The 25,217-nt window shown below is 28.3% G+C and carries 25 protein-coding genes; 15 read left to right on the top strand and 10 right to left on the bottom strand.

What is annotated here, in order from left to right; translation table 11 throughout:
- Positions 1–52: 52 nt before the first annotated feature.
- Both H3N56_RS03995 and aroB read right to left on the bottom strand, forming a co-directional pair.
- Complete coding sequence (locus H3N56_RS03995) at positions 53–322, bottom strand: acylphosphatase (protein WP_185879986.1); 270 nt, start codon at positions 320–322, stop codon at positions 53–55.
- Complete coding sequence (aroB, locus tag H3N56_RS03990) at positions 297–2,291, bottom strand: 3-dehydroquinate synthase (RefSeq protein WP_185879985.1); 1,995 nt, start codon at positions 2,289–2,291, stop codon at positions 297–299. Before aroB ends, H3N56_RS03995 begins: the two co-directional genes overlap by 26 nt.
- Before the next feature lie 124 nt (positions 2,292–2,415).
- On the opposite strand from aroB, the gene htpX reads away from it, so the two are divergent.
- Positions 2,416–3,252 carry a zinc metalloprotease HtpX gene (gene htpX, locus H3N56_RS03985; RefSeq protein WP_185879984.1) on the top strand — a complete coding sequence of 279 codons (837 nt, stop codon included), beginning with the start codon at positions 2,416–2,418 and terminating at the stop codon, positions 3,250–3,252.
- Between the two features lie 13 nt (positions 3,253–3,265).
- On the opposite strand, the gene H3N56_RS03980 is transcribed toward htpX, so the two are convergent.
- Together H3N56_RS03980 and H3N56_RS03975 are read right to left on the bottom strand one after the other, a co-directional pair.
- Entirely contained in the window at positions 3,266–3,928 is a 663-nt protein-coding gene (locus H3N56_RS03980) for a murein L,D-transpeptidase catalytic domain family protein (protein WP_185879983.1), read from the bottom strand.
- Between the two features lie 26 nt (positions 3,929–3,954).
- On the bottom strand, positions 3,955–4,692 hold the full coding sequence (locus H3N56_RS03975; RefSeq protein WP_185879982.1) for a tRNA1(Val) (adenine(37)-N6)-methyltransferase: 738 nt from the start codon (positions 4,690–4,692) through the stop codon (positions 3,955–3,957).
- 138 nt (positions 4,693–4,830) lie between these two features.
- Between H3N56_RS03975 and H3N56_RS03970 the strand changes: the two genes are divergently transcribed.
- The 6 genes from H3N56_RS03970 to msrA all read left to right on the top strand — a co-directional run bounded on the left by H3N56_RS03970 (position 4,831) and on the right by msrA (position 9,572).
- Positions 4,831–6,042 carry an FtsW/RodA/SpoVE family cell cycle protein gene (locus H3N56_RS03970; protein ID WP_185879981.1) on the top strand — a complete coding sequence of 404 codons (1,212 nt, stop codon included), beginning with the start codon at positions 4,831–4,833 and terminating at the stop codon, positions 6,040–6,042.
- An 86-nt stretch (positions 6,043–6,128) separates the two neighbouring features.
- Positions 6,129–6,326 (top strand): DUF896 domain-containing protein, encoded by a 198-nt coding sequence (locus H3N56_RS03965; protein ID WP_185879980.1) that lies wholly within the window; start codon positions 6,129–6,131, stop codon positions 6,324–6,326.
- Between the two features lie 10 nt (positions 6,327–6,336).
- On the top strand, positions 6,337–7,728 hold the full coding sequence (asnS, locus tag H3N56_RS03960; protein WP_185879979.1) for an asparagine--tRNA ligase: 1,392 nt from the start codon (positions 6,337–6,339) through the stop codon (positions 7,726–7,728).
- Entirely contained in the window at positions 7,729–8,751 is a 1,023-nt protein-coding gene (locus H3N56_RS03955; protein WP_185879978.1) for an alpha/beta hydrolase family protein, read from the top strand.
- Between the two features lie 9 nt (positions 8,752–8,760).
- Complete coding sequence (locus H3N56_RS03950; protein WP_185879977.1) at positions 8,761–9,048, top strand: hypothetical protein; 288 nt, start codon at positions 8,761–8,763, stop codon at positions 9,046–9,048.
- 11 nt (positions 9,049–9,059) lie between these two features.
- Positions 9,060–9,572, top strand: coding sequence for a peptide-methionine (S)-S-oxide reductase MsrA (gene msrA, locus H3N56_RS03945; protein ID WP_185879976.1), 513 nt, complete (start codon positions 9,060–9,062; stop codon positions 9,570–9,572).
- 26 nt (positions 9,573–9,598) lie between these two features.
- Here the strand turns inward: msrA and H3N56_RS03940 are convergent, their stop codons facing one another.
- Together H3N56_RS03940 and cls are read right to left on the bottom strand one after the other, a co-directional pair.
- Positions 9,599–10,363: a PHP domain-containing protein gene (locus H3N56_RS03940; RefSeq protein WP_185879975.1), complete on the bottom strand. Its 765-nt coding sequence runs from the start codon at positions 10,361–10,363 to the stop codon at positions 9,599–9,601.
- A gap of 9 nt (positions 10,364–10,372) precedes the next feature.
- On the bottom strand, positions 10,373–11,809 hold the full coding sequence (gene cls, locus H3N56_RS03935; protein ID WP_185879974.1) for a cardiolipin synthase: 1,437 nt from the start codon (positions 11,807–11,809) through the stop codon (positions 10,373–10,375).
- 139 nt (positions 11,810–11,948) lie between these two features.
- Between cls and lon the strand changes: the two genes are divergently transcribed.
- The gene (lon, locus tag H3N56_RS03930) at positions 11,949–14,327 is read left to right on the top strand and encodes an endopeptidase La (RefSeq protein ID WP_185879973.1); all 2,379 of its coding nucleotides are present in this window, start codon (positions 11,949–11,951) and stop codon (positions 14,325–14,327) included.
- Between the two features lie 56 nt (positions 14,328–14,383).
- Here the strand turns inward: lon and H3N56_RS03925 are convergent, their stop codons facing one another.
- Both H3N56_RS03925 and dnaN read right to left on the bottom strand, forming a co-directional pair.
- The gene (locus tag H3N56_RS03925; protein ID WP_185879638.1) at positions 14,384–15,349 is read right to left on the bottom strand and encodes a magnesium transporter CorA family protein; all 966 of its coding nucleotides are present in this window, start codon (positions 15,347–15,349) and stop codon (positions 14,384–14,386) included.
- A gap of 8 nt (positions 15,350–15,357) precedes the next feature.
- A complete protein-coding gene (gene dnaN / locus H3N56_RS03920) occupies positions 15,358–16,449 on the bottom strand; it encodes a DNA polymerase III subunit beta (protein WP_185879639.1) in 1,092 nt (363 codons plus the stop codon).
- Positions 16,450–16,574: 125 nt separating this feature from the next.
- Here dnaN and H3N56_RS03915 point away from each other — a divergent pair, with 125 nt between their 5' ends.
- On the top strand, positions 16,575–17,516 hold the full coding sequence (locus tag H3N56_RS03915; RefSeq protein WP_185879684.1) for a calcium/sodium antiporter: 942 nt from the start codon (positions 16,575–16,577) through the stop codon (positions 17,514–17,516).
- 54 nt (positions 17,517–17,570) lie between these two features.
- Here H3N56_RS03915 and H3N56_RS03910 read toward each other — a convergent pair whose 3' ends face one another.
- Both H3N56_RS03910 and H3N56_RS03905 read right to left on the bottom strand, forming a co-directional pair.
- The gene (locus H3N56_RS03910) at positions 17,571–18,599 is read right to left on the bottom strand and encodes an extracellular solute-binding protein (protein ID WP_185879685.1); all 1,029 of its coding nucleotides are present in this window, start codon (positions 18,597–18,599) and stop codon (positions 17,571–17,573) included.
- A gap of 63 nt (positions 18,600–18,662) precedes the next feature.
- On the bottom strand, positions 18,663–19,850 hold the full coding sequence (locus tag H3N56_RS03905) for an AarF/UbiB family protein (protein WP_185879686.1): 1,188 nt from the start codon (positions 19,848–19,850) through the stop codon (positions 18,663–18,665).
- Between the two features lie 111 nt (positions 19,851–19,961).
- Here H3N56_RS03905 and H3N56_RS03900 point away from each other — a divergent pair, with 111 nt between their 5' ends.
- The 6 genes from H3N56_RS03900 (at position 19,962) to H3N56_RS03875 (ending at position 25,194) form a co-directional block, all read left to right on the top strand.
- Positions 19,962–20,738 (top strand): RNA methyltransferase, encoded by a 777-nt coding sequence (locus H3N56_RS03900; protein WP_185879641.1) that lies wholly within the window; start codon positions 19,962–19,964, stop codon positions 20,736–20,738.
- A complete protein-coding gene (locus tag H3N56_RS03895; protein WP_185879642.1) occupies positions 20,738–21,532 on the top strand; it encodes an HAD family hydrolase in 795 nt (264 codons plus the stop codon). The genes H3N56_RS03900 and H3N56_RS03895 overlap by 1 nt, the downstream gene beginning before the upstream one ends.
- A gap of 58 nt (positions 21,533–21,590) precedes the next feature.
- The gene (locus H3N56_RS03890) at positions 21,591–22,331 is read left to right on the top strand and encodes an NADPH-dependent oxidoreductase (protein ID WP_185879643.1); all 741 of its coding nucleotides are present in this window, start codon (positions 21,591–21,593) and stop codon (positions 22,329–22,331) included.
- A 55-nt stretch (positions 22,332–22,386) separates the two neighbouring features.
- Positions 22,387–23,553: a DEAD/DEAH box helicase gene (locus H3N56_RS03885; RefSeq protein ID WP_185879644.1), complete on the top strand. Its 1,167-nt coding sequence runs from the start codon at positions 22,387–22,389 to the stop codon at positions 23,551–23,553.
- 303 nt (positions 23,554–23,856) lie between these two features.
- The gene (locus H3N56_RS03880) at positions 23,857–24,072 is read left to right on the top strand and encodes a hypothetical protein (RefSeq protein ID WP_185879645.1); all 216 of its coding nucleotides are present in this window, start codon (positions 23,857–23,859) and stop codon (positions 24,070–24,072) included.
- A 57-nt stretch (positions 24,073–24,129) separates the two neighbouring features.
- The gene (locus H3N56_RS03875; protein ID WP_185879646.1) at positions 24,130–25,194 is read left to right on the top strand and encodes a hypothetical protein; all 1,065 of its coding nucleotides are present in this window, start codon (positions 24,130–24,132) and stop codon (positions 25,192–25,194) included.
- The last annotated feature ends 23 nt before the right edge of the window (positions 25,195–25,217 follow it).

Genomic DNA, 25,217 nt, shown 5'->3' with positions numbered 1-25,217 from the left:
AGTCGAATATTTAAATAATATCATTTTAATAGACAAAAGACAAATGAAAAAACTAGTAGATAATGTCAAATCTTTTATAGGGATTTTCATCCAATGAATCTTCGGAAATGTCTGTTACATGGCTACTAGATGAACCTATTTTCAAATAGTGCTTTAAATTGGAAATCATATTATCAGTTCCCTGAGCATATATTTCAACATCTCCATTATCTAAATTTTTTATAGTACCAGTTATTTTTAATCTGGTTGCGTGTAGAAATATTGTAAATCTATATCCGACACCTTGAACATCTCCCTTAACAATGAAGTGATAGGTTTTCATAAATCATACCTCCTTCAAGGTTATCGGATTCAGAAATGGTTATGGAATCCTTTTTCAAAATATTCATAATAGTTAGAAGAATTATATTTCCAGCAATTATGACATCAGCTCTTTTGGGTTCCAGTCCTTTTATTTTTTTTCTTTCCTCAAGAGTTTTGGATAAAAATAAGTTTAAATTATTTTTAATATCTTGTTTTTGTAATTCGTATAAATGAACTTTATTAGTATCATAAACTTCCATTTTTTCTAAAACGGAAACATTTGTTGTGACGGTCCCAGCAACTCCTACAAGCTTAAAATTTAATTTGTAAAAATCGCTCAGTTCAGATAGATTAGCTTTTATCCATTCAATGCATAGTTCAATATTTTCATCGGAATAATTTTCATTTTTGAAAAACTTTTCAGTAGCCCTTACAGCACCTATATTGAAACTCTTTAAAAAATGGATTTCTTTATTTTTTCCTAAAATAAATTCTGTACTTCCACCACCAATGTCAATAATTAAGATATTTTCATTGAAAATAGAAACACTTCCAGAAAAACTAAGTTTTGCCTCTAAATCACCAGAGATACAAGTTATATCGATATGAGCCTCTTTTTTTACAAGGGATATAAACTCATCTTTATTTTTAGAATCTCTTGTAGCAGAAGTTGCAAATGCTTTAATTTCAGTAACTCCCATTTCAACGGAGATTTCATAAAACTTTTTTAAAACAGAAACAGTTCTACCAATCGCTTCATTTGAAAGAGTATGAGTTTTATTTACTCCCTCTCCAAGTTTTGTAATTTCAAGCATTTTTAAAAGCTTTCTTTCTATAATAAGTTCATTATCTTTTCTTTCTACAACTGCGATAAATAATCTACATGAGTTTGTTCCAATATCTATGACTGCTTTGACATAGTGATTCTTAATGTTTTTATTTACGTCTAAAATTATATCTATTGATACTGAGTTATTCTCCAGTTTCTTGCCATGAAATAAAATAAAATTTATATTTGAGGAAAGATTTTTTTTATCCTTTTTTAAAATTGTAAGCATTGGTTCTTCCAATAGCTTTATAGGATTACAGTCAATGTAGAAAAGTTCAAATATATTATAGAGTTTTTTTATAAAGGCGGAATTAATAAGTCCTAATTTTTCTGAGATTAAAGCTTCAAAAATAATTCCCTTTGAAATAGCTTCTCCATGAGAAATATTTTTGTAACCAAACATAGTCTCAAGGCAATGCCCATATGTATGACCTAGATTTAAAAGAGCTCTCACTCCAGTTTCAAACTCATCTATTTCAACTATAGATTTTTTTATTTTACAAGACTTTTCAACCATAGAAATTAGAGAATTCGAATCTTTATTCAAAATAGAGCGATAATTTTCTAATAGAAAATTATAATATTCATCAGTTGAATCAATTAAACTATGTTTAATAACTTCTCCCATTCCAGATTTAAAATCTATATCTGAAAGAGTTGATAAAAAATCAATATTTATAAAAACTGCTTTTGGTTGTTTAAAAGCTCCTATCAAATTTTTACCTTTTGAATGATTAATGGCAACTTTACCACCAATACTCGCATCAACTTGAGCTAATAACGAGGTTGGAATTTGAATAAAATCTATTCCTCTCATATAAGTAGCGGCAATGTATCCACCTAAATCACAGATTACTCCACCACCCAAACATAAAATAAGTGAATTTCTAGTAAATAAATTATCTATTATAAAATCATAGATTTTCATACAAGTATCTATAGATTTATAACACTCTCCATCCTCGATTTCAAAATAAAAAACTTCTTTATCAGTTATGTTATTTAAGATAATATCTTTATATAATTTTCCAACATTCTTATTAGAAAGAAGAAGAATTTTATCATAACCAATAATTTTATCATTTAATTTATCTAAAACATTTGTTCCTATGAGGATAGGATAGCTGTTATTTGTGGTATTAATTTCTAAAATTTTCATAGCAACCTCCCTATAATTAGTTCATTCAATGAAATTATACCTAAAAAATATAAAAACATCAATTTACAAAGATTAAAAATTATGGTATTTTTATATTATATTTAGCTTTTTTTGGAGGTATAGAATGCAAGGATTTAAAACGTTTTTACTAATGTTAGTTATGACATTATTACTTATGACTATTGGAAGTTTAGTTGCCGGAAGAAATGGAATGCTAATAGCACTAATATTTGCTGGAGTTATGAATTTTGTTTCATATTGGTTTAGTGATAAAATAGTTCTTTCCATGTATCGTGCACAACCTGTTTCAGAGGACGATAGAGTTTTTAAAATAACTAAAAGATTAGCCATGAATGCAGATTTACCAATGCCAAAAGTTTATGTTATCAACGAGCAACAGCCAAATGCTTTTGCAACTGGAAGAAATCCAAAATATGCTGCGGTTGCAGTTACAAGAGGGCTTGTTGAGGTTATGAGTGATGATGAACTGGCGGGAGTTATAGGACATGAATTAGGACATGTAAGTAATAGAGATATTTTAATTGGAACGGTTGCAGCTACTTTAGCAGGAGCTATAGCATATCTTTCAAGTATGGCTAAATGGGCAGCAATATTTGGAGGGAACCGTAGAAGAGATGATGAGAATGGAAGTCCGTTCGCACTAATAGCAGTTGCTATATTTGCACCAATGGCTGCTATGTTAGTTCAAATGGCTATTTCTAGAACGAGAGAATATAAAGCTGATCAATTTGGAGCTAAAGTTAGTGGAAATCCAATATATTTGGCTAATGCATTAAAAAAATTAGAAATGTGGAGTAATAGAGTACCAATGGATGCTGCACCTGCTACAGAAAATATGTTTATAGTATCACCTTTAGCAGGCAGCAAAATGGCTTCACTTTTTAGTACACATCCAAGTACAGCGGAAAGAATAAGAAGATTAGAAGAAATGGCGAGATAATTCTCGCCATTTTTTAACTTCCTACTATTCTACTTTTTCTAAAATACTTATCGTCATCTCCAGCTATAAATAAAACTGTTCCATTTTTAATGGTATCTATGACATCTTTAGATATTTCTGTTGGAATAGCTGGACATCCTAAACTTCTTCCTAAGAAACCAAGTCCCTTTATAAAATCAGGTTTAGCATAGTCAGCTCCATGAACAACTATATTTCTTGAAAAGGCATTTGAATTGATACCAGGTTCCAATCCTTTTAATCTAAGAGAATAACCGTTGCTTCCAGTATAAGCCTCTGAATCTGTTATAAAAAATCCTAGAGAACTTTTATAAGAGTTTAGAGTATTAGAGAAGTTAACTGCCATTACTTTACCACTATTTTTACCATGAGTTACGTGGGTATTGAACATTACATTTTTATTTTGTAAATTTAATACATAAAATCTTTCTTCTGTAGAAGGTTTAGTATAGTCTATTATTGTAAGAAGAGAGGTTTTTTTACCTTTTATTCTATTATAACCAGTAAGTGCATTTTCAAATACTTTATAATCTAATTTATTTTCTAGATGCATCTCTTTGTAGAGTTTCTTTGGATTTTTTATAATTTCATCGTTAGAAAAACTATTAAAACTAAGAGATAAAAAAGTAAAGGCAGCAGAAATTATAATTTTTTTCATATAAGAATAATCACCCCATCAAATAATTAAGCTTGAAACATTTGTAAAACCTCAGAAGAATATCCTCCAGTCTCATCGTGAGCATATAAAGGTGGAAGAATAGTTAAACCACTATTTCCGTACTTTAATCCCTCTATAAGAATAATCTTTGCATTTTTTCCCTCTTTAGAATGACAAAATCTAATTCTTTTTGGTTCTATATTATATTTTTTCATAGTTTCGATAATATCAATTAATCTATCTGGTCTGTGAACCATTGTAAAATATCCCTTATCTTTTAAAAGGGCCGAAGCAGTAGAGATAAGTTCATCTAAGTTTATAGATATTTCATGTCTAGCTAGAGTTAATTGATCTAAATCGTTTAATAGGTTGTCATTCCCGTGATATTTAAAAAATGGTGGATTTGTTATAACTGCATCCTGTGAATTAGGAACTATATAATTTTTCCAATTTTTCATATCATCATGAATTATTTCTATTTTATCCTGTAAATTATTTAAAGCTACGTTTCTTTTTGCTAAATCAGCAGAAACTTCTTGAATTTCTAACCCTATAATCTTTGCTGTAGTTTTTTTTGATAGGAAAAGTGGTATAGAAGCATTTCCAGTTCCTAAATCTACAATTTTTTTAGTATTTCTATTGATGGTAATAAATTCAGATACTAAAAGTGAATCTAGTGAAAAATTAAAGTAATCACTCCTTTGAATTATCTTTAATCCCTTTTTTAATAAATCTATGATAGTTTCATTTTCGTTTGATAACATTTTCTCAACCTCCATGTCATATTATAACAAATTTTTTTAAAATAAAAAATAAAACTTATAAATATATTGACTGATTTTTTTAGCCATGCTAACATTAATTTCATAGTTTTTATAGTGAAATCACAAGGGGGCAAGAACTTGGAGATAAATAATCAAAGTATTTATCATGAAAGAAATCAATTAGACAAAGAAAAAAGTATTAAGGAAGAAAGTATCAGAAAAAGAAGAAGAAGGATTGCTATTTTAGGGATAGTCATGTTACTTGGAATGCTTAGTATGATAAATATGATTAGTGCAAGCTTTTTTATGAAACCTGGAAATATAAAAAAACATTTTATATACTTAATAATTTTTTTTATAACATATCTTATTGTTGGAAACTTTAAAGTAAAAACTTTTAATTACACTTTTTTAAATAAAAAACGGATAAATAGCTTGATATTTTTAGGAAGTATAATGGTATTGGTATTTATGTATGTAGCATCACTTTTAAAATTACCAATAGTACCATATATAAATGGAGCATATGGATGGATATCCTTTGGTGGAATTACTATACAACCAGCAGAAATAATAAAAATAGCTTTTATAATTATAATGGCTAATCTTCTTAGTAGATGTGAAGAGGAAAATTGTGGACAAAGTGAAATAATAGTTCAATCGACAATAACTTTTACTATATTGTTTTCTCTGATAATGTTACAAAAAGATTTGGGGACTGGGATACACTATTTCACAATTTTAATTTTTATGTTGTTTATGACTAAGATTAAAAAAAGTTTAATTTTAAAGACTGTAATTCCAATTATGTCAGTAGGAATTTTAGGATTGTATCTGGTATATAAGCATGCCTCGGAGGAGGGAGCTGGATATAAAATTATGAGAATAAAAAGTTATGTAGATGGATTATTTTATGGAAGCTATTCGGAACAGTATGGTTATCAAGTAAAGCAATCTATATATGCCTTTGGAAGTGGAGGTATATTTGGAAAAGGATATGCCAATGGTGTTCAAAAATATAGTTATCTTCCTGAAATTCATACAGACTTTGCTATGGCGACATTTGGAGAAGAGTTTGGAATTGTTGGAATGTTGGCAATTATAGTTTTATTTTATATCATGTTTAGTCTTATAATGATTACAGGTGTTGAAGCAAAAACAAGTTTTGGAAAATTTCTTGCTGTTGGAATAGCTGGTCTTATAATAACACAAATGATTATAAATATATTTGTAGCTGTTGGATTATTACCAGTGTTTGGAATACCTATGCCACTATTTAGTTATGGAGGAAGTTCAATGGTCACTATGGGGCTTGCTTTAGGAATAATACATAACATAAATAGAGAGTAGAAAAATTGACAAAGATTTAAATAAAATGTATAATTATGCCAAAGTTTAATAACATTAAAGTGGCTTAAAAGCAGGAGGTAGAACGTATGGATATGAAAGATATAATCAAACAAGTTAACTATTATTCACAAGAAGCTAAAAAAAGAGAGCTTACTGCTGAAGAGAAAATAGAAAGAGAAAGATTTAGAAAACTCTACTTAGAACAATTCAGGGGACAAGTAAGAGGCCATTTAGAAAATGTAAAGATAGTTGGAGAAGAAACAGACAAGGATAAATTAATTTAAGGGGGATATCGTGGAGAAAGCAACAGTAAAAGCTATTTACAGAGAAACAGAACAATATTTAGATAAAGAGATTATCTTATCAGGATGGGTAAGAAAAATTAGATCTCAAAAGAATTTTGGTTTTATAGAAATAAATGATGGTTCATTTTTTAAAGGAGTTCAAGTTGTATTTGATACAAAACTTGCAAACTTTGATGAAATTTCTAGATTATCAATATCTTCTTCGATAATAGTAAAAGGAAAATTAGTTAAATCGCAAGGAGCGGGACAAAATTTTGAGGTTTTAGCTTCTGATATTGAAGTATTCCAAAAAGCGGATTTAGATTATCCTCTACAAAATAAAAGACATTCTTTTGAATTCTTAAGAACAATAGCACATTTAAGACCAAGAACAAATACGTTTTCAGCTGTATTTAGAGTTAGATCTGTACTGGCTTATGCTATTCATAAATTCTTCCAAGAAAATGGATTTGTATATGTTCATACTCCAATAATAACTGGATCAGATGCTGAAGGTGCTGGAGAGATGTTTAGAGTAACAACTCTTGATTTAAACAATGTTCCTAAAAATGAAGCTGGAGCTATTGATACAACAGAAGATTTCTTTGGAAAAGAGACTAACCTAACAGTTAGTGGACAACTAAACGTTGAAACTTATAGTGCTGCTTTTAGAAACGTTTATACTTTTGGACCAACATTTAGAGCTGAGCAATCTAATACATCAAGACATGCTGCTGAGTTCTGGATGATAGAGCCTGAAATAGCTTTCGGAGATTTAGAAGCTGATATGGAACTTGCTGAAGATATGATTAAATTCATAATTAAGTATGTTATGGAAACTTGTCCAGAAGAAATGGAGTTTTTCAATCAATTTATTGAGCCAGGTCTATTTGATAAATTACAAAATGTTTTACAAAATGGATTTGCTAAAGTTACATATACGGAAGCTGTAGATATATTATTAAAATCTGGAAAGAAATTTGATTATCAAGTTGCTTGGGGAATAGATCTTCAAAGTGAACATGAGAGATTCTTAGCTGAAGAATACTTTAAAAAACCAGTATTTGTAACTGATTATCCAAAAGGAATCAAGGCTTTCTACATGAAGTTAAATGAAGATGGAAAAACTGTAAGAGCTATGGATTTACTTGCACCTGGAATTGGAGAAATAATTGGTGGTTCTCAAAGAGAGGATAATATAGATGTATTAGAGGCAAGAATGGAGGAGGGAGGATTAAATAAGGATGATTATGCATTCTATTTAGACCTTAGAAGATTTGGAAGTTTCCCTCACTCTGGATTTGGATTAGGATTTGAAAGAATGATGATGTATATCACTGGAATAACAAATATACGTGACGTAGTACCATTCCCTAGAACTCCTAAGAATGCAGATTTTTAGATGATAATTAATTTCTTAATTTTTTTAGCTGTATCTTCAATTTTATTTTATGTGATTACATATCCTTTTGAGTTTAAAATTCAAAGAAGATTAAATAGAATATTAGCTTTTAAAGAAGTGAAATATATAAAAAATAGTAAATTTTCTTATAATAACTATTCATTAGAAGAGATAGAAAAATTGTTGAAGATTCAAGAGTACTCTATAGAAACTAGATGTATAAATGAAAAAGTTAGATATATAACGGTTAAACCAAGAGATATGGTGGAGGAAAATCCACCATGTCTCATTCTTTTACATGGACTTAGGGATTATCCCGAAGACTGGATAAATAGAGGGAAACTTTTAGAGATATATTTAACTCTTAAAGAAAAAAAAGAGGTAGGAGATATAATTTTTATTCTTCCATATTCTGGTTTTGAAGGTGAAAGTTGGTATACAAATTTCTATGAAGATCCAGAACATAGATATGAAGATTGGCTAAATAGAGAGCTTTTACATGAAATGAGAAAAAAATATCCTAAATCAAAGCTTGGAATCGCCGGGTTTTCGATGGGAGGATATGGAGCTTTTAAAATAGGAATTAAACATATATATGACTATGACGTAATTGGAAGTTTTTCAGGAGCGGTCAGTCTTATAAGGATGAGTATAAATAGAAGAATCATGAGGGTATTTAAATATCTATATGTTCCAAAGTTTTTATTCAATGATGTCGACAGATCTCATTTTATTAGAGTGTTTGGATCATGGGGATACAAAATACTAAAACAAGATCCATATAGCATGGTAAAGAAATTAACTCCTTCTCAAATTAAGGGTAAAAAATTTTATGTGAGTGTGGGTGCTGAAGATAAGGCTCCTTACTTAATGTTTCAACAATGGATAGATATAGTTGGAAGACTTAAAAAGTATGGGTTTAATTTTCAAGCGAGAATATATGAAAAGGAGATTCATACATGGGGATTTGTTTCTAAAGATCTTCCTAATTTTTTAAAGTATTTTTATGACTCAACAAAATAGGGAGAGTGTATGAAAAAGATAGCTCTATTAATTACTCTAGTATTTCTTACAGCTTGTAGTTCTATGGTAAGAAATTATGATGAGAAAGAGTTTTTAAAAAAGTATGATTCTACAGTTAAAGTTTATGATGAAACTTTGTCAGACTATATGTCACCTAAAGATGTAAATTCATTAGAAAAGAGATTTAAGTTTTTAAAAGTACAGTTAAAAAGTAATAAACTTTCTTCAGGATTTGTAAAAGAGTATAAACAAAAGGTTGATTATTATTCTCAGACTGTCGAGGATTTAAAAGATTAAGGAGAAAACCTATGAAAAGAATTTTTTTAGGCGGTGGATGTTTTTGGGGTTTGGAAGCATACTTCAAAAGAGTAAAAGGCATAGAAAAAACATCAGTAGGATATTTGAACAGTAAAGTTAATTCTCCAACTTATCAAGAGGTATGTTCTGGAAAAACTGAAGCTGTTGAAGCTTTAATGGTTGAATATGATGAAAATATTATCTCTTTAGAAAAAGTTTTAAATCATTTTTTTAAAAATATAGATCCAACAACTTTAGATAAACAGGGTCATGATATTGGAACTCAATATCGTTCTGGGATATATTATTTAAAGGGAAATGAACTTGAGATAATTCGAAAAGTTATTGAAAATATTCAAAGAGAATATTCAAAACCAATTGTTACAGAAGTTAAAGAGGTTAAAAATTTTTATCCCGCTGAAGAATATCACCAGGCATATTTAGAAAAGAATCCTGGGGGATATTGTCATAACTTAGGTGCAATTTTAGATTTGAAAAAAACTGAAGAGTATAACGGAAAGTAAAAAAAAGACTAGAGTAGAGAAAAATCTCATGCTCTAGTCTTTTTTAAATTTACAAAATGTAAGATGTGTTTTTGCCCAATTCCACCAATGCTTTTTATCTTATAAATTTTATCAATAAACTTTGAAAATCTAATTTCTTCTTTATTTAGATACTTTGAATAGGAAATTATATCTCTTTTTGAATGCGCATCACTTCCAAATGTAGCTGATAAGTTATATCTTTTTCTTAACTCTTTAGCGATAATATTTTTTTTTCTTGAAAGGGAATGATTGTAAATTTCTAAAGAGTCCACCTTTTTTAATACATCAAAAATATAACTTTTATTTTTCAAATAATTTTTTTGAGCATATCCACTTATATGTGGAATAGATATATGCACATTATAATTACCTCTTAAAATATCCAGATATTCATCAATTGTTCTTAAAGTTTTAGCCATTCTTCTCTTGTTTTTATAGTCTTTGACTTCTTCGTTATAAAATTTTTCCAAATCGTCAAAGTTTTTAAAGTATACTAAAATCTCAAAGCCATCAGAGCACCCAAGTTCAATACCTGGTACGATATTAAACCCTTTCGACTTTAACTCTAGAGCTCCGGATATTTCATTGTGGTCAGTTATAGAGACCAAGTAATCTTTGTTATCTAAAAAATTAGCCATAAACTTTGCATCCATATCACCATCAGAAGCAGTTGTATGCATATGTAAGTCAAAATAAAAATTTTCTAGTAAAACATTTTTTTTCTCTATGAAACTATCAAAAAAAACTGAAAGTTCATTAAATTCTATCATATTTCCTCCTTAAAGAATTGGAGCAACTAATCTGCAAATAGACTCTTTTATTTTTTGAACATTTCCTCTGTTTTTGTATTCATCTTTAGAGATAAGTATAGAACAGTTTGAATCTCTATAAAATCTATCTTTAAATTTTTTTACTTCAATTCCATAAATCATAATATTTATTTCAAAATTTTGATAAAAACTACGATAATCAAAATTCGCGGTTCCTACCGCGGCAATTTCATCATCCACAATAACCCCTTTGCTATGTAAGAATCCATCTTGATATTTATAAATCTTTGCTCCGAGATTTATAATTTCGCCGTAAAAGGACTGATTTGCCCAATACACAAAGAGATGATCTGGAATCGAAGGAATCATAACCCTGACATCGACACCTGATAGAATAGCTATTTTAAGAGCATCTAAGATGGTATCGTCAGGTATGAAATATGGAGTTTGAATATAAATATATTTTTTAGCTTCAATAATCATTTTGAGAATGCTATCTCTTATAGTTCTAAACTCATAGTTTGGTCCGGAACTGACTACTTGTATAGGAAGAAGCGAATCTTCATGTTTAATTGGAAATTTTGGGGCATCCAAATCATCTATACGATTTGTTGGAAGCTTATTTTTAACAAAATTCCAAGAAACCATAAATTCTTTCTCAAATTCTAGGACACATTCTCCCTCCACTTTTAGCCCTGTATCTCTCCAAGAACCTAATTTACCTTTTCCAACATATTCATCACCAATGTTTAATCCTCCTGTATAACAAATCTTTTGGTCTATTATACAAAGTTTTCTATGATCTCTATAGTTTGCTCTTAAATTTCCAATTTTTAAAAAAGGGAAGTAAGAAGGGAAAAATATACCGATATCAACTCCAGCAGTTTTCAAGTCTTTAATTCTTCGTTTTGAAAGATCTCTAGTTCCTGCACCATCCACAATTAAACTTATTTTTATTCCTTCTGCTGCTTTTCTTGTAAGAATATTATAGAAATGACTTCCTAGTTCATCATCATTAAAGATAAAATATTCCATTTTAATTTCATTTTCAGCTGCTAAAAGATTAGTTGTCATGTCTTTAAAGAAATCTTCTCCAGTATTAAAAATTTTAATTTCGTTATTAAATGTTATTTTACTGTTAGAAACAACTTCTAGGTAGTGAATAAGTTCTTTCCAACGAAGAAGATGAATGTAATTAGATGTGATTAAAAATTTAGTGTGTTTTAAAAATTTTCTGCTATAGAATCGTTTTAATTTATTTTTCTTTTTGAAACTCATACCGAAGAAAAGATACATAATAAATCCAAAGTATGAAGTTAAAAGCAGTATAGTTATCCAGAATAGAGTATAAACAGGTCTTTTTCTTTCAAAGAAAATAACGATAGCTGCAAGAAAAATATTTATAACAATAAGATAGTCTCTTAAAATTCCAATTATGATTTCCATTTTCTCACCCCATGTATTCTGTATTACACATTAATTGAAATTTTCCTGTTAATAATAAAAAAAATTATTGAAGGAAATAATAACCGTGAACTGTATTTATATTATTGTAAGCTACGATAAGGAATAGAAGGAGGATACTATGTACGAGGAACAAATAACTGATTTAGTGAATATAAAGGATTTACTTCCAGAAAAATTGCCAATACTTCCACTTGTTACAAGACCAATTTTTCCAAATATAATGATTCCAATAACTTTTTCAGGAGATGAATTTTTACATTCAATAAAAGAGGCTGAAGAGAAATATGGTGGATTTATGGGATTAGTTTTTGCTAAGGAAGTTGACGAGGATGATTATTTTAAATCGAATCTTTATACAGTAGGAACCGTTGTTAAAATTCATAAAACAACCCTTCTTTCTCCAAATAGTATGCAAGTTATTGTACAAGGAGTAGGAAGATTTAAGAAAAAAGAAGTTGTTTCATCAGATATTGGAATCTTATGGAGCGTAACGTATAATAAGGAACTAGAAGGGTCACCAACAGATGAAGTTAAAGCATATATGTTAGCTATAATGACATCTCTTAAAGAGATTTTTAAAGTTAATCCAATTTTGCAAGAGGAGTTAAAACTTTTAATGTCTCAAGTTTCTTATGATAGACCAGGGATTCTTATAGACTTAATATCTTCTATGCTAAAAACAGAAGGAAAAGAACTCCAAACACTTCTTGAAGAATTTGATTTAGAACATCGTTCGAGAAGATTATTAACTATGTTAAAAAAAGAGTTAGAAATCTCACAATTACAAATGAAAATATCTAAACAGATAGATGAAAAAATAAACAAACAACAAAAAGAATATTTTTTAAGAGAACAGCTAAAGGTAATTAAACAAGAACTAGGAATGGAAAAGGATGAAAAATCTGCAGAATTAGATAAGATTAGAGAAAGATTAAAACATATAAAATTATCTCCTGAAGCAAAAGATGTAGTTACGGAACAAATGGAAAAACTAAATCTTTTAGATAAAAGCTCACCAGAATATCATATAACTAGATCTTATATAGAGTCTATTGTGGAATTACCATGGGGAGTTTATTCAAAAGATAGATTGGATATAAAAAAATCTAAAACAATTTTAGATAAAGACCATTATGGTTTAGAAGATGTAAAAACTAATATATTAGAGTTTATAAGTACAGTTATGAAAACTGGAAATGTAAGTGGATCAATACTTTGTTTAGTTGGACCTCCGGGAGTTGGAAAAACTTCTATTGGAAAATCTATTGCAGAGGCATTAAATAGAAAATTTTATAGATTCTCAGTTGGTGGTATGGTTGATGAAGCTGAGATAAAAGGGCATAGAAGAACTTATGTTGGTGCTATGCCAGGAAAAATAATTCAAGCATTAAAATTATTAAAGACAACAAATCCTGTAATAATGATAGATGAAATTGATAAAATAGGAAACAGCTTCAGAGGCGACCCTGCATCGGCACTCCTTGAGGTACTAGATCCAGAGCAAAATAAAGAATTTTTAGATCATTATTTAGATATTAGATATGACTTATCAAAAATATTATTTGTAACAACAGCTAACCAATTAGATACAATACCAAGGCCACTACTTGATAGAATGGAAATAATACAATTGCCAGGATATATTTTAGAAGAGAAGCTTCAAATTGCAACAAAATATTTGATTCCTCATCAGTTAAAAGAACATGGTCTTGATAATAAGGAAATTAGTATTAGTAAGACTGCATTAGAGGATATGATAGACAAGTATGCAAGAGAGGCCGGAGTTAGAAACCTAGAAAAGGCAATTAAAAAAATAATGAGAAAAGTAACACTTAAAATAGCTGAGGGAAATACTGAAAAAATCAAAATAACAGATAAAAATTTAGAAGAATATTTAGGAGCTCCAGTATTTGTTACAGAAGAACTGTATCAAAAAGAAATTCCAGGAGTAACCTTAGGTCTGGCTTGGACTTCTATGGGAGGAGCTACACTATACATAGAAGCTACAAGTATAAGTAATAAAGAGAGTGGATTAAAGCTTACAGGACAACTTGGAGATGTAATGAAGGAATCAGCAGAAATAGCATACTCATATGTAAGATCTCATCTTTCAACAGATAAAAATTGTCCAGAGGAGAGAAAGGACTATTTTGATAAAAATAAAATTCACCTTCATGTTCCAGAAGGTGCAACTCCTAAAGACGGTCCGTCGGCTGGAATTACGATGGCACTAGCACTTTACTCTTTAGCGATAGATAAACCTGTTAGAAAAGAGCTTGCAATGACAGGAGAGTTAACTCTTACAGGGAAAGTTTTACCAATTGGAGGAGTTAGAGAAAAAACAATTGCTGCTAGAAGAGTTGGAATAAAAGAACTAATTTTTCCAAAAGATAATAAGAAAGATTTTGATAAATTACCAGATTATATAAGAGAAGGAATAAAAGCACATTTTGTAAATTACTTTGAAGATGTAATTGATATAGCTATAAAAAAATAAGTTATTAAAAAAAGCAAGAAGGTCTATATATGATTAGACTTTCTTGCTTTTGTATTTTAAAACATCTCTTTTCTAAATAAAATCCAAGCAAGTAACATACCAAATAGAATTGCCATCAAAAGTACAATGAAAAATCCATAAGGAGTATTTGCAAATGGAATTCCGGAAACGTTCATTCCCCATAGTCCAGAAACAATAGTTGGAATAGCAAACACTATTGTTATGGATGTAAGCTTTTTCATAACAACGTTTAGGTTATTAGAAATAACTGAAGAAAAAGCATCTCTTGTTCCACTCAAAATACTTGAGTAGATATTTGCCATTTCAATTGCTTGTTTTGTTTCGATTATAACATCTTCAAGTAGCTCTAAATCATCTGGGTATCTTTTAACAATCTCTGTTCTCATCATTCTTTCTAAAACTGCTTCATTTGATTTTAGAGAAGTTGTAAAGTAAACCAAACTTTTTTCTAATTCGAGCAATAGCATGAGCTCTTCATTTCTCATAGAGTCTTTAAGTTGTTTTTCTATATTATCACTTATTCTTCCAATTTGTTTTAGATAGTATAAAAAATATGTAGAGTTTCTAAATAGTAATTGTAGAATAAATCTAGTTTTTTTATAAGTAAAGAAACTTTTGATTTTTCCATTTATAAATTCTTCAATAAGAGGAAACTTAGTAGTGGATACAGTAATGATATTATCATTTAGTAGTATTATACCTAAAGGCATAGTTGTAAATGAACATCTATTTTGTTCGCTGTGCACTGGAACGTCGATAATAACCAGAATTAAGCTCTCGTCGATTTCAAGACGCGCTTTCTCCTCTTCATCAAGAGCAGCTCTAATATGCTCTTCAGGGATGTCAAAAGCGGTAGTTATAACCTTTATCTCCTCTTCAGTTGGGTGAGAAAGGTGAATCCATGTATTTTTTTCTTTTAATTTTTCAATTTCAAGATTTTCTCCGATGACAAAAGTCTTTTTTTCAAGCAAATCATTATGACTTTTATATATTTTTATCATAATGCCTCCTAGTCTCTTAATGCAAGAGGCATTAGGATATATTTATAAGAATTATTTTCATATTCTGAAATTTCAAACATAGCTGACGATGAACTACATTTAATAATTGTATTTTTAGAAATATTATCTATAAATTCATATAGATATTTTATATTAAGAGAGCATTTTAAATCGTCACCATTTTTAATCATGTTAACTTTTTGGTTTATTTTGGCTTTACCAGAATGAGCACTCATAACTAAATTCTTTCCAGCAAAGTTTAAAAGAGCTCCATTTTTAGTTTCAACACTTGTTCTAGCAACAGTTAAAACTTTTTTTAATGCGCTTTTAAGTTCAATAGTATTAAATTCCATTTCTTTTGAAAAAGAGGAATTTGATAAAATTCCACTAAAACTAGGGAATGGTAAATTAATTGCTTTACTAGAGAAATAGCTATTACTCCATTTGAAAATAATTAAATTGTCATTGTATCCAATTGTTATATCTTCATTTGAATCTTTTAATAATTTACAAATAATATTAACGCTTTCTAAAGGTAAAGAAAATTCTTTTTCAATACTAGACTCAGCTTCAGAACTTAAAAAAATAAGTCTATAAGAATCTGTAGAAGCTATTTGGATTTCATTATTTTTAAATATAATTCTAAGGCAATTAATTGCCATGTTTTCATTAGAAGTTGCTGCAGCAAATTTTGTTTTATCTAAAAGTTTTACAAATTTTGAGCTATTGATTTTAGAAATTTCTGTGAATTTAATTTCTTCAACTTCAGGATACTGTTCAGAATCTAAAACTAAGAATTCTGCTCCATGAATCATTAAAGTTTCTTTGTTAAGAGAAAATTTTATAAACTCATCATCTAAGAGCTTGATATATTCTAAAGCTAAGAAAGGTTTTAAAATTACAACACCATTCTCTTCTATATCACCTTCGGATGTTTTTATAAAGTTTATTTCTAAATTAGTTCCTGTAAAAATTATTCTATTATCTAAAGCCTCTATTTTTAAACCTGATATTATGGGCTTAATGGGATTTTCTTTTAATATATTATTAAAATCCGAAAGAATTTCAACTAATTTATTTCTATTTATAGAAAAAATCATAGTTACCTCCAAAAAAGTCTTTTAAAAAAATTATACACTATTATGTAAACTCTTACAAGAAAATATATTTTGTGCTATATTATAAAGATATAAAAATAATTAAATAATTAGGAGGATTGTGTATAATGGCTTTTGTAATGATGATAATTGGGGTAATTGCCTTAGTTTATGGAGCGAATTTTTTAGTAGATGGAGCTTCAGTAATAGCTAAAAGATTCAATATTCCAAACTTAGTGATAGGACTTACGATAGTTGCATTTGGAACATCTGCACCTGAGCTTGTTGTAAATGTAATTGCCTCTGTACAAGGGCATTCAGCTATAACGTTAGGAAATGTAATAGGAAGTAATCTTATTAATACTCTAGTAATCTTAGGAATAACAGCATTAATATATCCTTTAACAGTAAGTAAAACAACGACATATGTAGAAATTCCAATGTCTTTATTGGCTGCATTTATTGTTTTTCTTATGGCAAATGATATGTACTTTGATGGAATTACTTCAGTAATAGGAAAAGTAGATGGATCTATACTGCTATTATTCTTTTTAATCTTTTTAGCTTATAATTTTTACTTGATGGTATCTTCAAAAGAAGAGGAAGAGTTAGAAATAAAAAATTATACTCCCTTAGTAGCAAGTTTAGCTTTTGTAGGGGGATTAGTTCTATTAATTTTAGGTGGAAAATTTATAGTTGATTCTGCGGTTGAAATAGCTTCTGGCTTTGGAGTGTCAGAAAGAATAATATCTCTTACTGTCGTAGCACTGGGAACATCTCTTCCGGAACTTGCAACATCGGTTGTAGCAGCTATGAAAAAGAACTCTGATTTAGCAATAGGAAATGTCGTAGGATCAAATATATTTAATATATTCTTTATTTTAGGAATATCTACAAGTATAGCTCCTATAACTATGATGCCTGGATCTAATTTAGAGATAGGTATAAATGTTTTTGCTAGTTTACTATTGTTATTATTTGTTGCTAGAAAGAAAAACCTTCAAAGATGGCAGGGAGCTATTATGATTGGGGTTTATGGAATATATCTTATTAAATTATTAAATTCTTAATAAAAAAAGCTGATTGGAACAATTTACATTCCAACCAGCTTTTTTATTATTTTATTAATCAACCATTATTTCTTGCCAATATTTATTTTGAATATCTAAAGTTTTCTTGATATCTCTTAAAATTTCAGATCCTTTTAAATCCTCCATTTTGTAAATTGGTTCAACTTCAATAAGTTCTCTAGCAGGAACATTTATTGATGGAAGTTCTAAATGCTCAGAAACAAGTTTATAATTTTCGGGTCTATGAATAAATTCTAAGAACTTATAAGCTGCTTCCTTATTAGGAGCATCTTTTAGTATTACAAATGAATCAACATATGCAGTATCACCCTTCTCAGGAATAATAAAGTCTGTATGTGCTCTTTGTTCTTCATCAAGTTCTTGATAAATATTTTCAGCATAACCGTGAACTACCCAAAAATCTCCATTTGCAAATCCTTTACCAAAAGATTCAGAATCAAATTTAGCAATATTTTTCTTCCATTTTTTAACAAGATCAGAAGCTTGAGCAATAGCAGTTTCATCTTCTATAGTTTGAGAATATCCTAAAGTTCCTAAAGCAGATGTTAGAACCTCTCTCATATCGTCTAATAAAGTCATTCTACCAGCTAAGTCTGTTCTCTCATAGATTGTATAGTCTCTTGGATAGTCTTTAACATATTTTGTATTTACAGCAATTCCAGTTGATCCCATAATATAAGGAACAGCGTAAGAATTATCTTTGTCAAAATATTGAATCTTTTCAAGAACCATTGGATCTATATTATCAAACGTAGGAAGTTTACTTTTATCCAATTTTTCTAACATATTTTCATTCATTAAAATCTCAACATAATCTGTAGAAGGAGTAACTATATCGTAACCCTTTCCTCCAGCTTTTAATTTAGCAAACATCTCTTCATTAGAAGAATAAATATCTTCGATAACCTTAATTCCTGTTTCTTTTTCAAAATTATCAAAAATTTCACTTGGAACGTAATCAGCCCATCCATAAAGATAAAGAACTTTGTTATTTTCAGTCTTATTGTCTCCACATGAAACAAGCAAAAATAGTAGTGAAATAAAAATACCAAATTTTTTCATTTAAAAAATCCTCCTAATAAAAAAAATACAATAGATAAATTCTAGTATATTTTTTAAATTAAGTCAAGCATCTGTAGATTTAATGGATTTTATAAAGTTATTTAAGATAGAAAAAAATTCTATTTTATAACCACTATTAAAAACAATTAGTTGTATAAACATGAGTTCTTTAAAAAAATCATAGATATATTTTTCAAAAACAAGAGAGTTATCTAGTGCTATTTTTAATAAATTACACATTAATTTAACAATGGAAACTGTCTTATGATTTTTAAAATTTTCATTTAAAAAAATAGTAGCATCTTCTTTAAAAATAATAAACTTTTCTTCTGAAAGGGTAGTTTCAGATAACTTTGTTAAAAAGATTATAGATTTTTCAGAATCTCCATCTAAAATAGCCTCTAAAAATTCTAATAAAATTTTTCTTTTAATATCTGTAATTTCAATCATTCTATAGCAATTTCTAAAATAAAAATTATCGTCATCTTCAACTACTATATCTTTATCAGAAAGATTACTTGTAAATATTCCAATCTCCAATGCATATATAAGCCTTGTCCTTATTATATTCAAAGCTGCATCCTTTTTTAGAAGGTTTTTTCTGAGTGCTATACTCAAAGGTCTTCCATTTTCTATAAATTCTGAAACCCACACATCAGGTTCAGAAAGATATGGGAAAGATTTTGAAAACTTTAAATGCTCAAGTTCAGGATATTTAGTTAAAAATAGTTCTTTCTTTTCTTTTAATTTTAACAGATTTTCATTCTCGAGTTTTAAATCATATTCTATAGACATAGAATTATTACAAAAGTCTGTAAAACTTTTAAGATTTTTCGAAATATCAATTCCAGGAACATAATTAGAAACAGATTCTAATCTTTCTAAAGAGCTAATATTTTTTAAAATTTCTTCTTTATTTTTTCTAAGGACTTTAATAGATACATAAACTCTAGACTTTAAAACCCCTTTAAAAAAGTTCGAAGTTTCTGAAACTTCAAATGGTTCATCGTCAAAATATTCTAAATTGAAAAGTAAAGGAATTTTTCTATTTAAACTTTTGATTAAATCATTTTTTTCTCCCCTGCTTCTATTGTTATATAGAGAAAGTAATTGATAAATAACATCAACATCCATAATATCAATTCTAGAACTATAGTACTCAAGAGCTTGAACTCCAAAAAAGTCCAATTCTTTAATAAACTTATTATCAGGAATTTCATTTAAATCAAGTGTATGAAGTAATTTTAGCATTTTAAAAGTAAACGTATAAACCACCTCCTTTTTTTAAGTTTACCATGATTTTATAGAAATTACTTTAAAATTAATGTATAATATTCTTTAGATAAAAATTTAGGAGGACACATGGAATTTATAGTTAGTAAAGATAATGAAACCTTTAAAAAAATTAAAAAATTGAAAACAAAAAAATATAGAGATTTAGAAAAAATGTTTATAGCAGAAGGAATAAAATTTTTAGATTTTAATAAAATTCCAGAAATTATAGTAATATCAGAAAAAATTAAAGATGAAGAAAATATACAAAATAGATTAAACAAATTCGATTGTAAAAAAATAGTAATCAACGAAAAATTATTTTCACAGTTAACATCTCAAGAAAACTCGCAAGGGATTATTATCGTATACAAATCCGAAGAACCTTCAATAGATAAAATGTCCGATAATATTATAGTATTAAATAAAGTGTCTGACCCTGGAAACCTTGGAACTATCATAAGAGTTGCAGACTCTGCTGGTTTTAAAGATATATTAATCACCAAAGGAAGTGTCGACCACTATAATGAAAAAGTAGTGAGAAGCAGTATGGGATCAATTTTTAATATAAACATTTATTATATAGAAGAAACTGAATTAGTAAAATTCTTAAAAACAAAACAATATAATATAATATCTACAGCATTAGAATCAGATTCAGTTCCATATACAGATATGTGTTTATTAGAAAAAAATGCAATTATATTTGGAAATGAGGGGAATGGAATAGAAGCTAGTATATTAAAAGAAAGTGACCAGAAAATTATAATTCCAATTTATGGAACTGCTGAATCATTAAATGTTGCAATGGCTTCTGGAATAATTTTATATGAAATAAGAAATAAAATAATAAAAAGAGGTAACTAATGATTAAACTAATTGTTACAGATATGGATGGAACATTACTAAATGATGAAAAAGAAATAAATAATGAGTTCTGGGAAATTTTTGAAAAATTAAAAGATAAAAATATATTATTTGCGATTGCTAGTGGAAGACAATATTATAATTTATTAAAAAACTTTGAATCTATTAGAAATGACTTACTTTTTATAGCTGAAAATGGAACTTATGTAGTTAAAGATAATATTGAATTATTTTGTAATTCTATGAATCAAGAATCTATAGTTGAACTTGTTGAGTTAGGAAGAAAACTTCCTACTTCAAATATCGTTTTATGTGGAAAAAATAGTGCCTATATTGAATGTAATGAAGATTCGTTTATCAATGAAGTAAAAAAATACTATGAAAGATACGAAATCGTAGACGATATATTAAAAGTTAAAGATGAGGTGTTAAAAGTTACATTTTGTGATTTAACTGGAACAGAATTAAATGTTTATCCTCATTTTCAAAAGTATGAAATTATCTATAAAGTTGCTATTTCAGGAGAAATTTGGCTAGATATTACAAATTTAGATGCTGATAAAGGTGAGGCTATTCTCCAGATTCAAAATCTTTTAAACATAACATATGATGAAACTATGGTTTTTGGAGATTATTTAAATGATTTAGAAATGATGTCGACAGCAAAATATAGTTTTGCTATGGAAAATGCACATCCTAAATTAAAAGAAGTTTCAAATTTTATAGCAAAAAACAATAATGAAAATGGTGTAATTGAGACAATAAAAGATAAAATATTTAATAAGAAGGATTAAGTTCGTTTGCAAAGAATAGAAAATGGACAAAGTAAAATAAAAGGAGATGATTTAAATTATGAATGAAGTAATAAATGTTTTAGAAAATCACAGAAGCATTAGAAGTTATTTAGAAAAAGATATTCCTAAAGATATTATTTTAGAAATTTTAACATCTGCCCAAGACGCTCCAAATTCTATTAATGGACAACAAACATCTGTAATTGTAATAAGAGATAAAGATACAAAAAGAAAATTGGCTGAACTTGCAGGCGGACAACCATGGATTGAAAAAGCTCCAGTATTTTTAATTTTCGTAATGGATTTTTATAAAACAGAAGTTGCTGTAAAAAAAGCGGGAAAAGTTCAAATTATAGAAGAGAGTGCTGAAGGTCTTCTTGCAGGAGCTGTAGATGCCGGTATACTTTTGGGAACTACCGTTGCAGCCGCTGAATCACTGGGACTTGGAACAGTTTGTATAGGAGGAATTAGAAATAGTCCTGAAGAGATTATAAAACTTTTAAATCTTCCTAAAAAAACATTTCCATTAGTTGGTCTAGCTCTAGGTTACCCAGCAGATAATTCTAGAAAAAAACCTAGATTACCTTTAGATACATTTATCCATGAAGAAAAATATAATCCTGAGAAAATAGTTGAAGAAATAGATGGTTATGATAAATTAATGGATAAATATCTAATAGAGATAGGAAGGGAACAAGAAAAGAATTGGAGTGATTTTGTTTCCCAATATTACTCTAAAGTATATTTTCCAAAAGTATATCCAATATTGAAGGAGCAAGGATTTAAAATGGATAAATAATCTAAAAAATGATACAATATAGGGATGGAATACAGAAAATAAAAATGGAGATAAAATGAATTTTAAAGAATTTGAATTTAAAGAAGAAATATTAAAGCAGATAGAAGAGATTGGATATATCGAAGCAACACCTATACAAGAGGCATCTATCCCTGTTATTTTAAAAGGGGAAGATTTATTAGGACTAGCTAAAACAGGAACTGGAAAAACAGCAGCTTTTGTTCTTCCAATTTTAGAAAGAATAGCTACAACTAAGGGAAAAGGAAAAGGTGTTAGAGCTTTAATTGTAGCTCCTACAAGAGAATTAGCAGAACAAATTAATACCTCGATTTTACAATTAGGAAAATCAATAGGAATAAGATCGATAGCTATATATGGTGGAAGTTCTATCAAAAATCAGATAGATCTTTTAAATAATGGTGTTGATATAATAGTTGGATGTCCAGGAAGAATACTAGACCATATTAAACAAGAAACGGTTGGATTAACAAGATTAGAGGTTTTAGTTTTAGATGAAGCTGATCATATGTTAAATATGGGATTTATAAAAGATATAGAAAAAATAATTAAAGCAACTCCAAAGAAAAAGCAAACACTTTTATTCTCAGCAACTATGCCTAAAGAGATAAAGGGATTAGCATTTAAAGTATTGAAAAAAGGTTATAAAACAGTAGAAGTAGAATATAAAGACCCAGTTAAATTAATAGAACATGAGCTTTATTATATTGAAAGTACTGAAAAAAAGGCGAAATTAATTGAGATTATAAATACACCTGATGTAGAATCAGTAATTGTTTTTACAAATGGAAAACTTAAAGCAGAGTATTTAAGTAAAGTTCTTGTAAGTAATGGAATAAAAGCGATAAATTTCCAAGGTAATTTATCTCAAACTCAAAGGGATGCTGCATTAGCAGGATTTAGAAAAGGAGAATTCAAAGTTTTAGTGGCAACAGATATAGCTGCAAGAGGACTTGATATTCCGCAAGTAACCCATGTTATAAATTATGATTTGCCACAAACAACGGAAGCATTTGTCCATAGAAGTGGAAGAACAGGAAGAGCAAATAAAAATGGAAATGTTATATCTTTTTCATCTTCAACTGATAAGAGAATACTCTCAGAAATAATAAGAGTAAACAATGTTGTTTTTAATAAAGTTCATGGAAAAGCAATTGGTGGAATAAAAAAAGCTAAAATTCAGAAACCTAAAATTACTAAATAAAATAAAAAAAACAGCAAAAGCCCATAAATTTGGGCTTTTGCTGTTTTAAAATCTATATTATAATTTATCGTGTAATGTTCCACCGATAGAACACTTACATCCTTGTTCGTTTTAATCTCAACACTTTAAAAGTGAGAAGATTATTTTATTAAAAATTCAAAAAGTCTGAAAGGTGAAGGTTCTCCTCTTCACTTTTTTTATTTATATATTAAATACATTTTATTTAAAAAAACGCTTTACATTTTTTAAATGATGGAGTATACTTATTATATAGATGAAACACAAAAACTAGGAGGTAATAAAATGAAAAATGAAAATTTGGTAGGAAGAACTTGGGGAAGTTTTACAGAGGCAGAAAAAAATGAGCTTTTAAAAAATTCTGATACAACAGAAAAAACTGGAGATACAATAGTTGATTTTGAAAATGGATTATCAATAGTTGGATTTTTAAGAGAGGGAACGGATGAAGTAATTCTTGAAATAGCAGACGAAGCAGTGGTATACAACCCAGTAGCCTAAGAAAATGAGCTGGGCATCTCTAAAAACTGCTCATTAGCAAATGCGGAGGGTGAAGGAATGAGAAAGTTGAAGGTTGATTTTTTAGAGAAAAAACTATCAAAACTATCAAATAAAAATATTGTTGAAATATCTACTTTTGAAAATGTTATTAATGTAAATGATAACAATTTCGTCAATATGTTTCCTAGATTTTTAAAATATATAAAAGATATAGATAGTAGAACATATATTATAGAGAATTTACTTTTTCTTGATAATTGTATATATGATAAAAAAAATAATTTATATATAGCTACTTATTCTGAAGTTTTAAAAATATTAGAATTAGATCATGATACTTTAAATAAAGTATCGCAAGAAATAATAATAGTGATTGGTCAAAATATTATTAATGTAGATGATACTATCGAGCAAGTTAGAACTCTTATAAATGAGGTAAGAGATTATGATCTCGATAGAATTGTTAAAAAAAATTTAGAAAATGGATTTGACGTAGTGAAGATAAAAGATATTAATAAACTCTTAGAATTCAATACGAATGAAGAAGTAAATCTCAAGATAATACCTTTTAGAAATTTTTTAGCTTCAGTTTTTGACGAAGGAAAAATTTATAAAGATACAATAGGAGTATTTACTTTCAGTTTCTCTAGACTAGACAAAGAAAATGTAGATGAAGTGCTGTTTGATGTAGTTAAAGAATATTCTAAAAAAGTGGTTGGAAAAGAGTTTCAAGAAATATATAACCACTTTTATGATGATATTTTTCATAATAATGAAGTTTTTTATCTTTGTCAAGTTTCTAATATTGGAATAAATATTCCTGTTGTTTCTTTGATATTCGGAAAGAATATAGAATTCAACAATGAAACGCCAATGATAAAAGCAATAACAAATATTTTGATAAAATTTTATAAAAAAGTAAGTGAAATAAAAGATGGTGGAGAGATTGAGATTTCAACAGTAGAGCCGATTTTCAAAAACGGAAGTTGGAAAGTTGAATCTAGAAGGCCAAGTTTTGTAAGAAGTCACATACGTCATTATAAGAGTGGAATAGCTACAATAGTAAGACCTCACACTAGATTAGGGACTAATACTAAATTAGGAATATGTGTAACAATCTAATTTTTTACTTATTACATCTATTT

This window comes from Cetobacterium sp. 2A, from assembly GCF_014250685.1.
Lineage (GTDB): Bacteria > Fusobacteriota > Fusobacteriia > Fusobacteriales > Fusobacteriaceae > Cetobacterium.
Note: the sequence above shows the minus strand (reverse complement) of the source record. Positions and strands in the feature narration are given on the sequence as shown.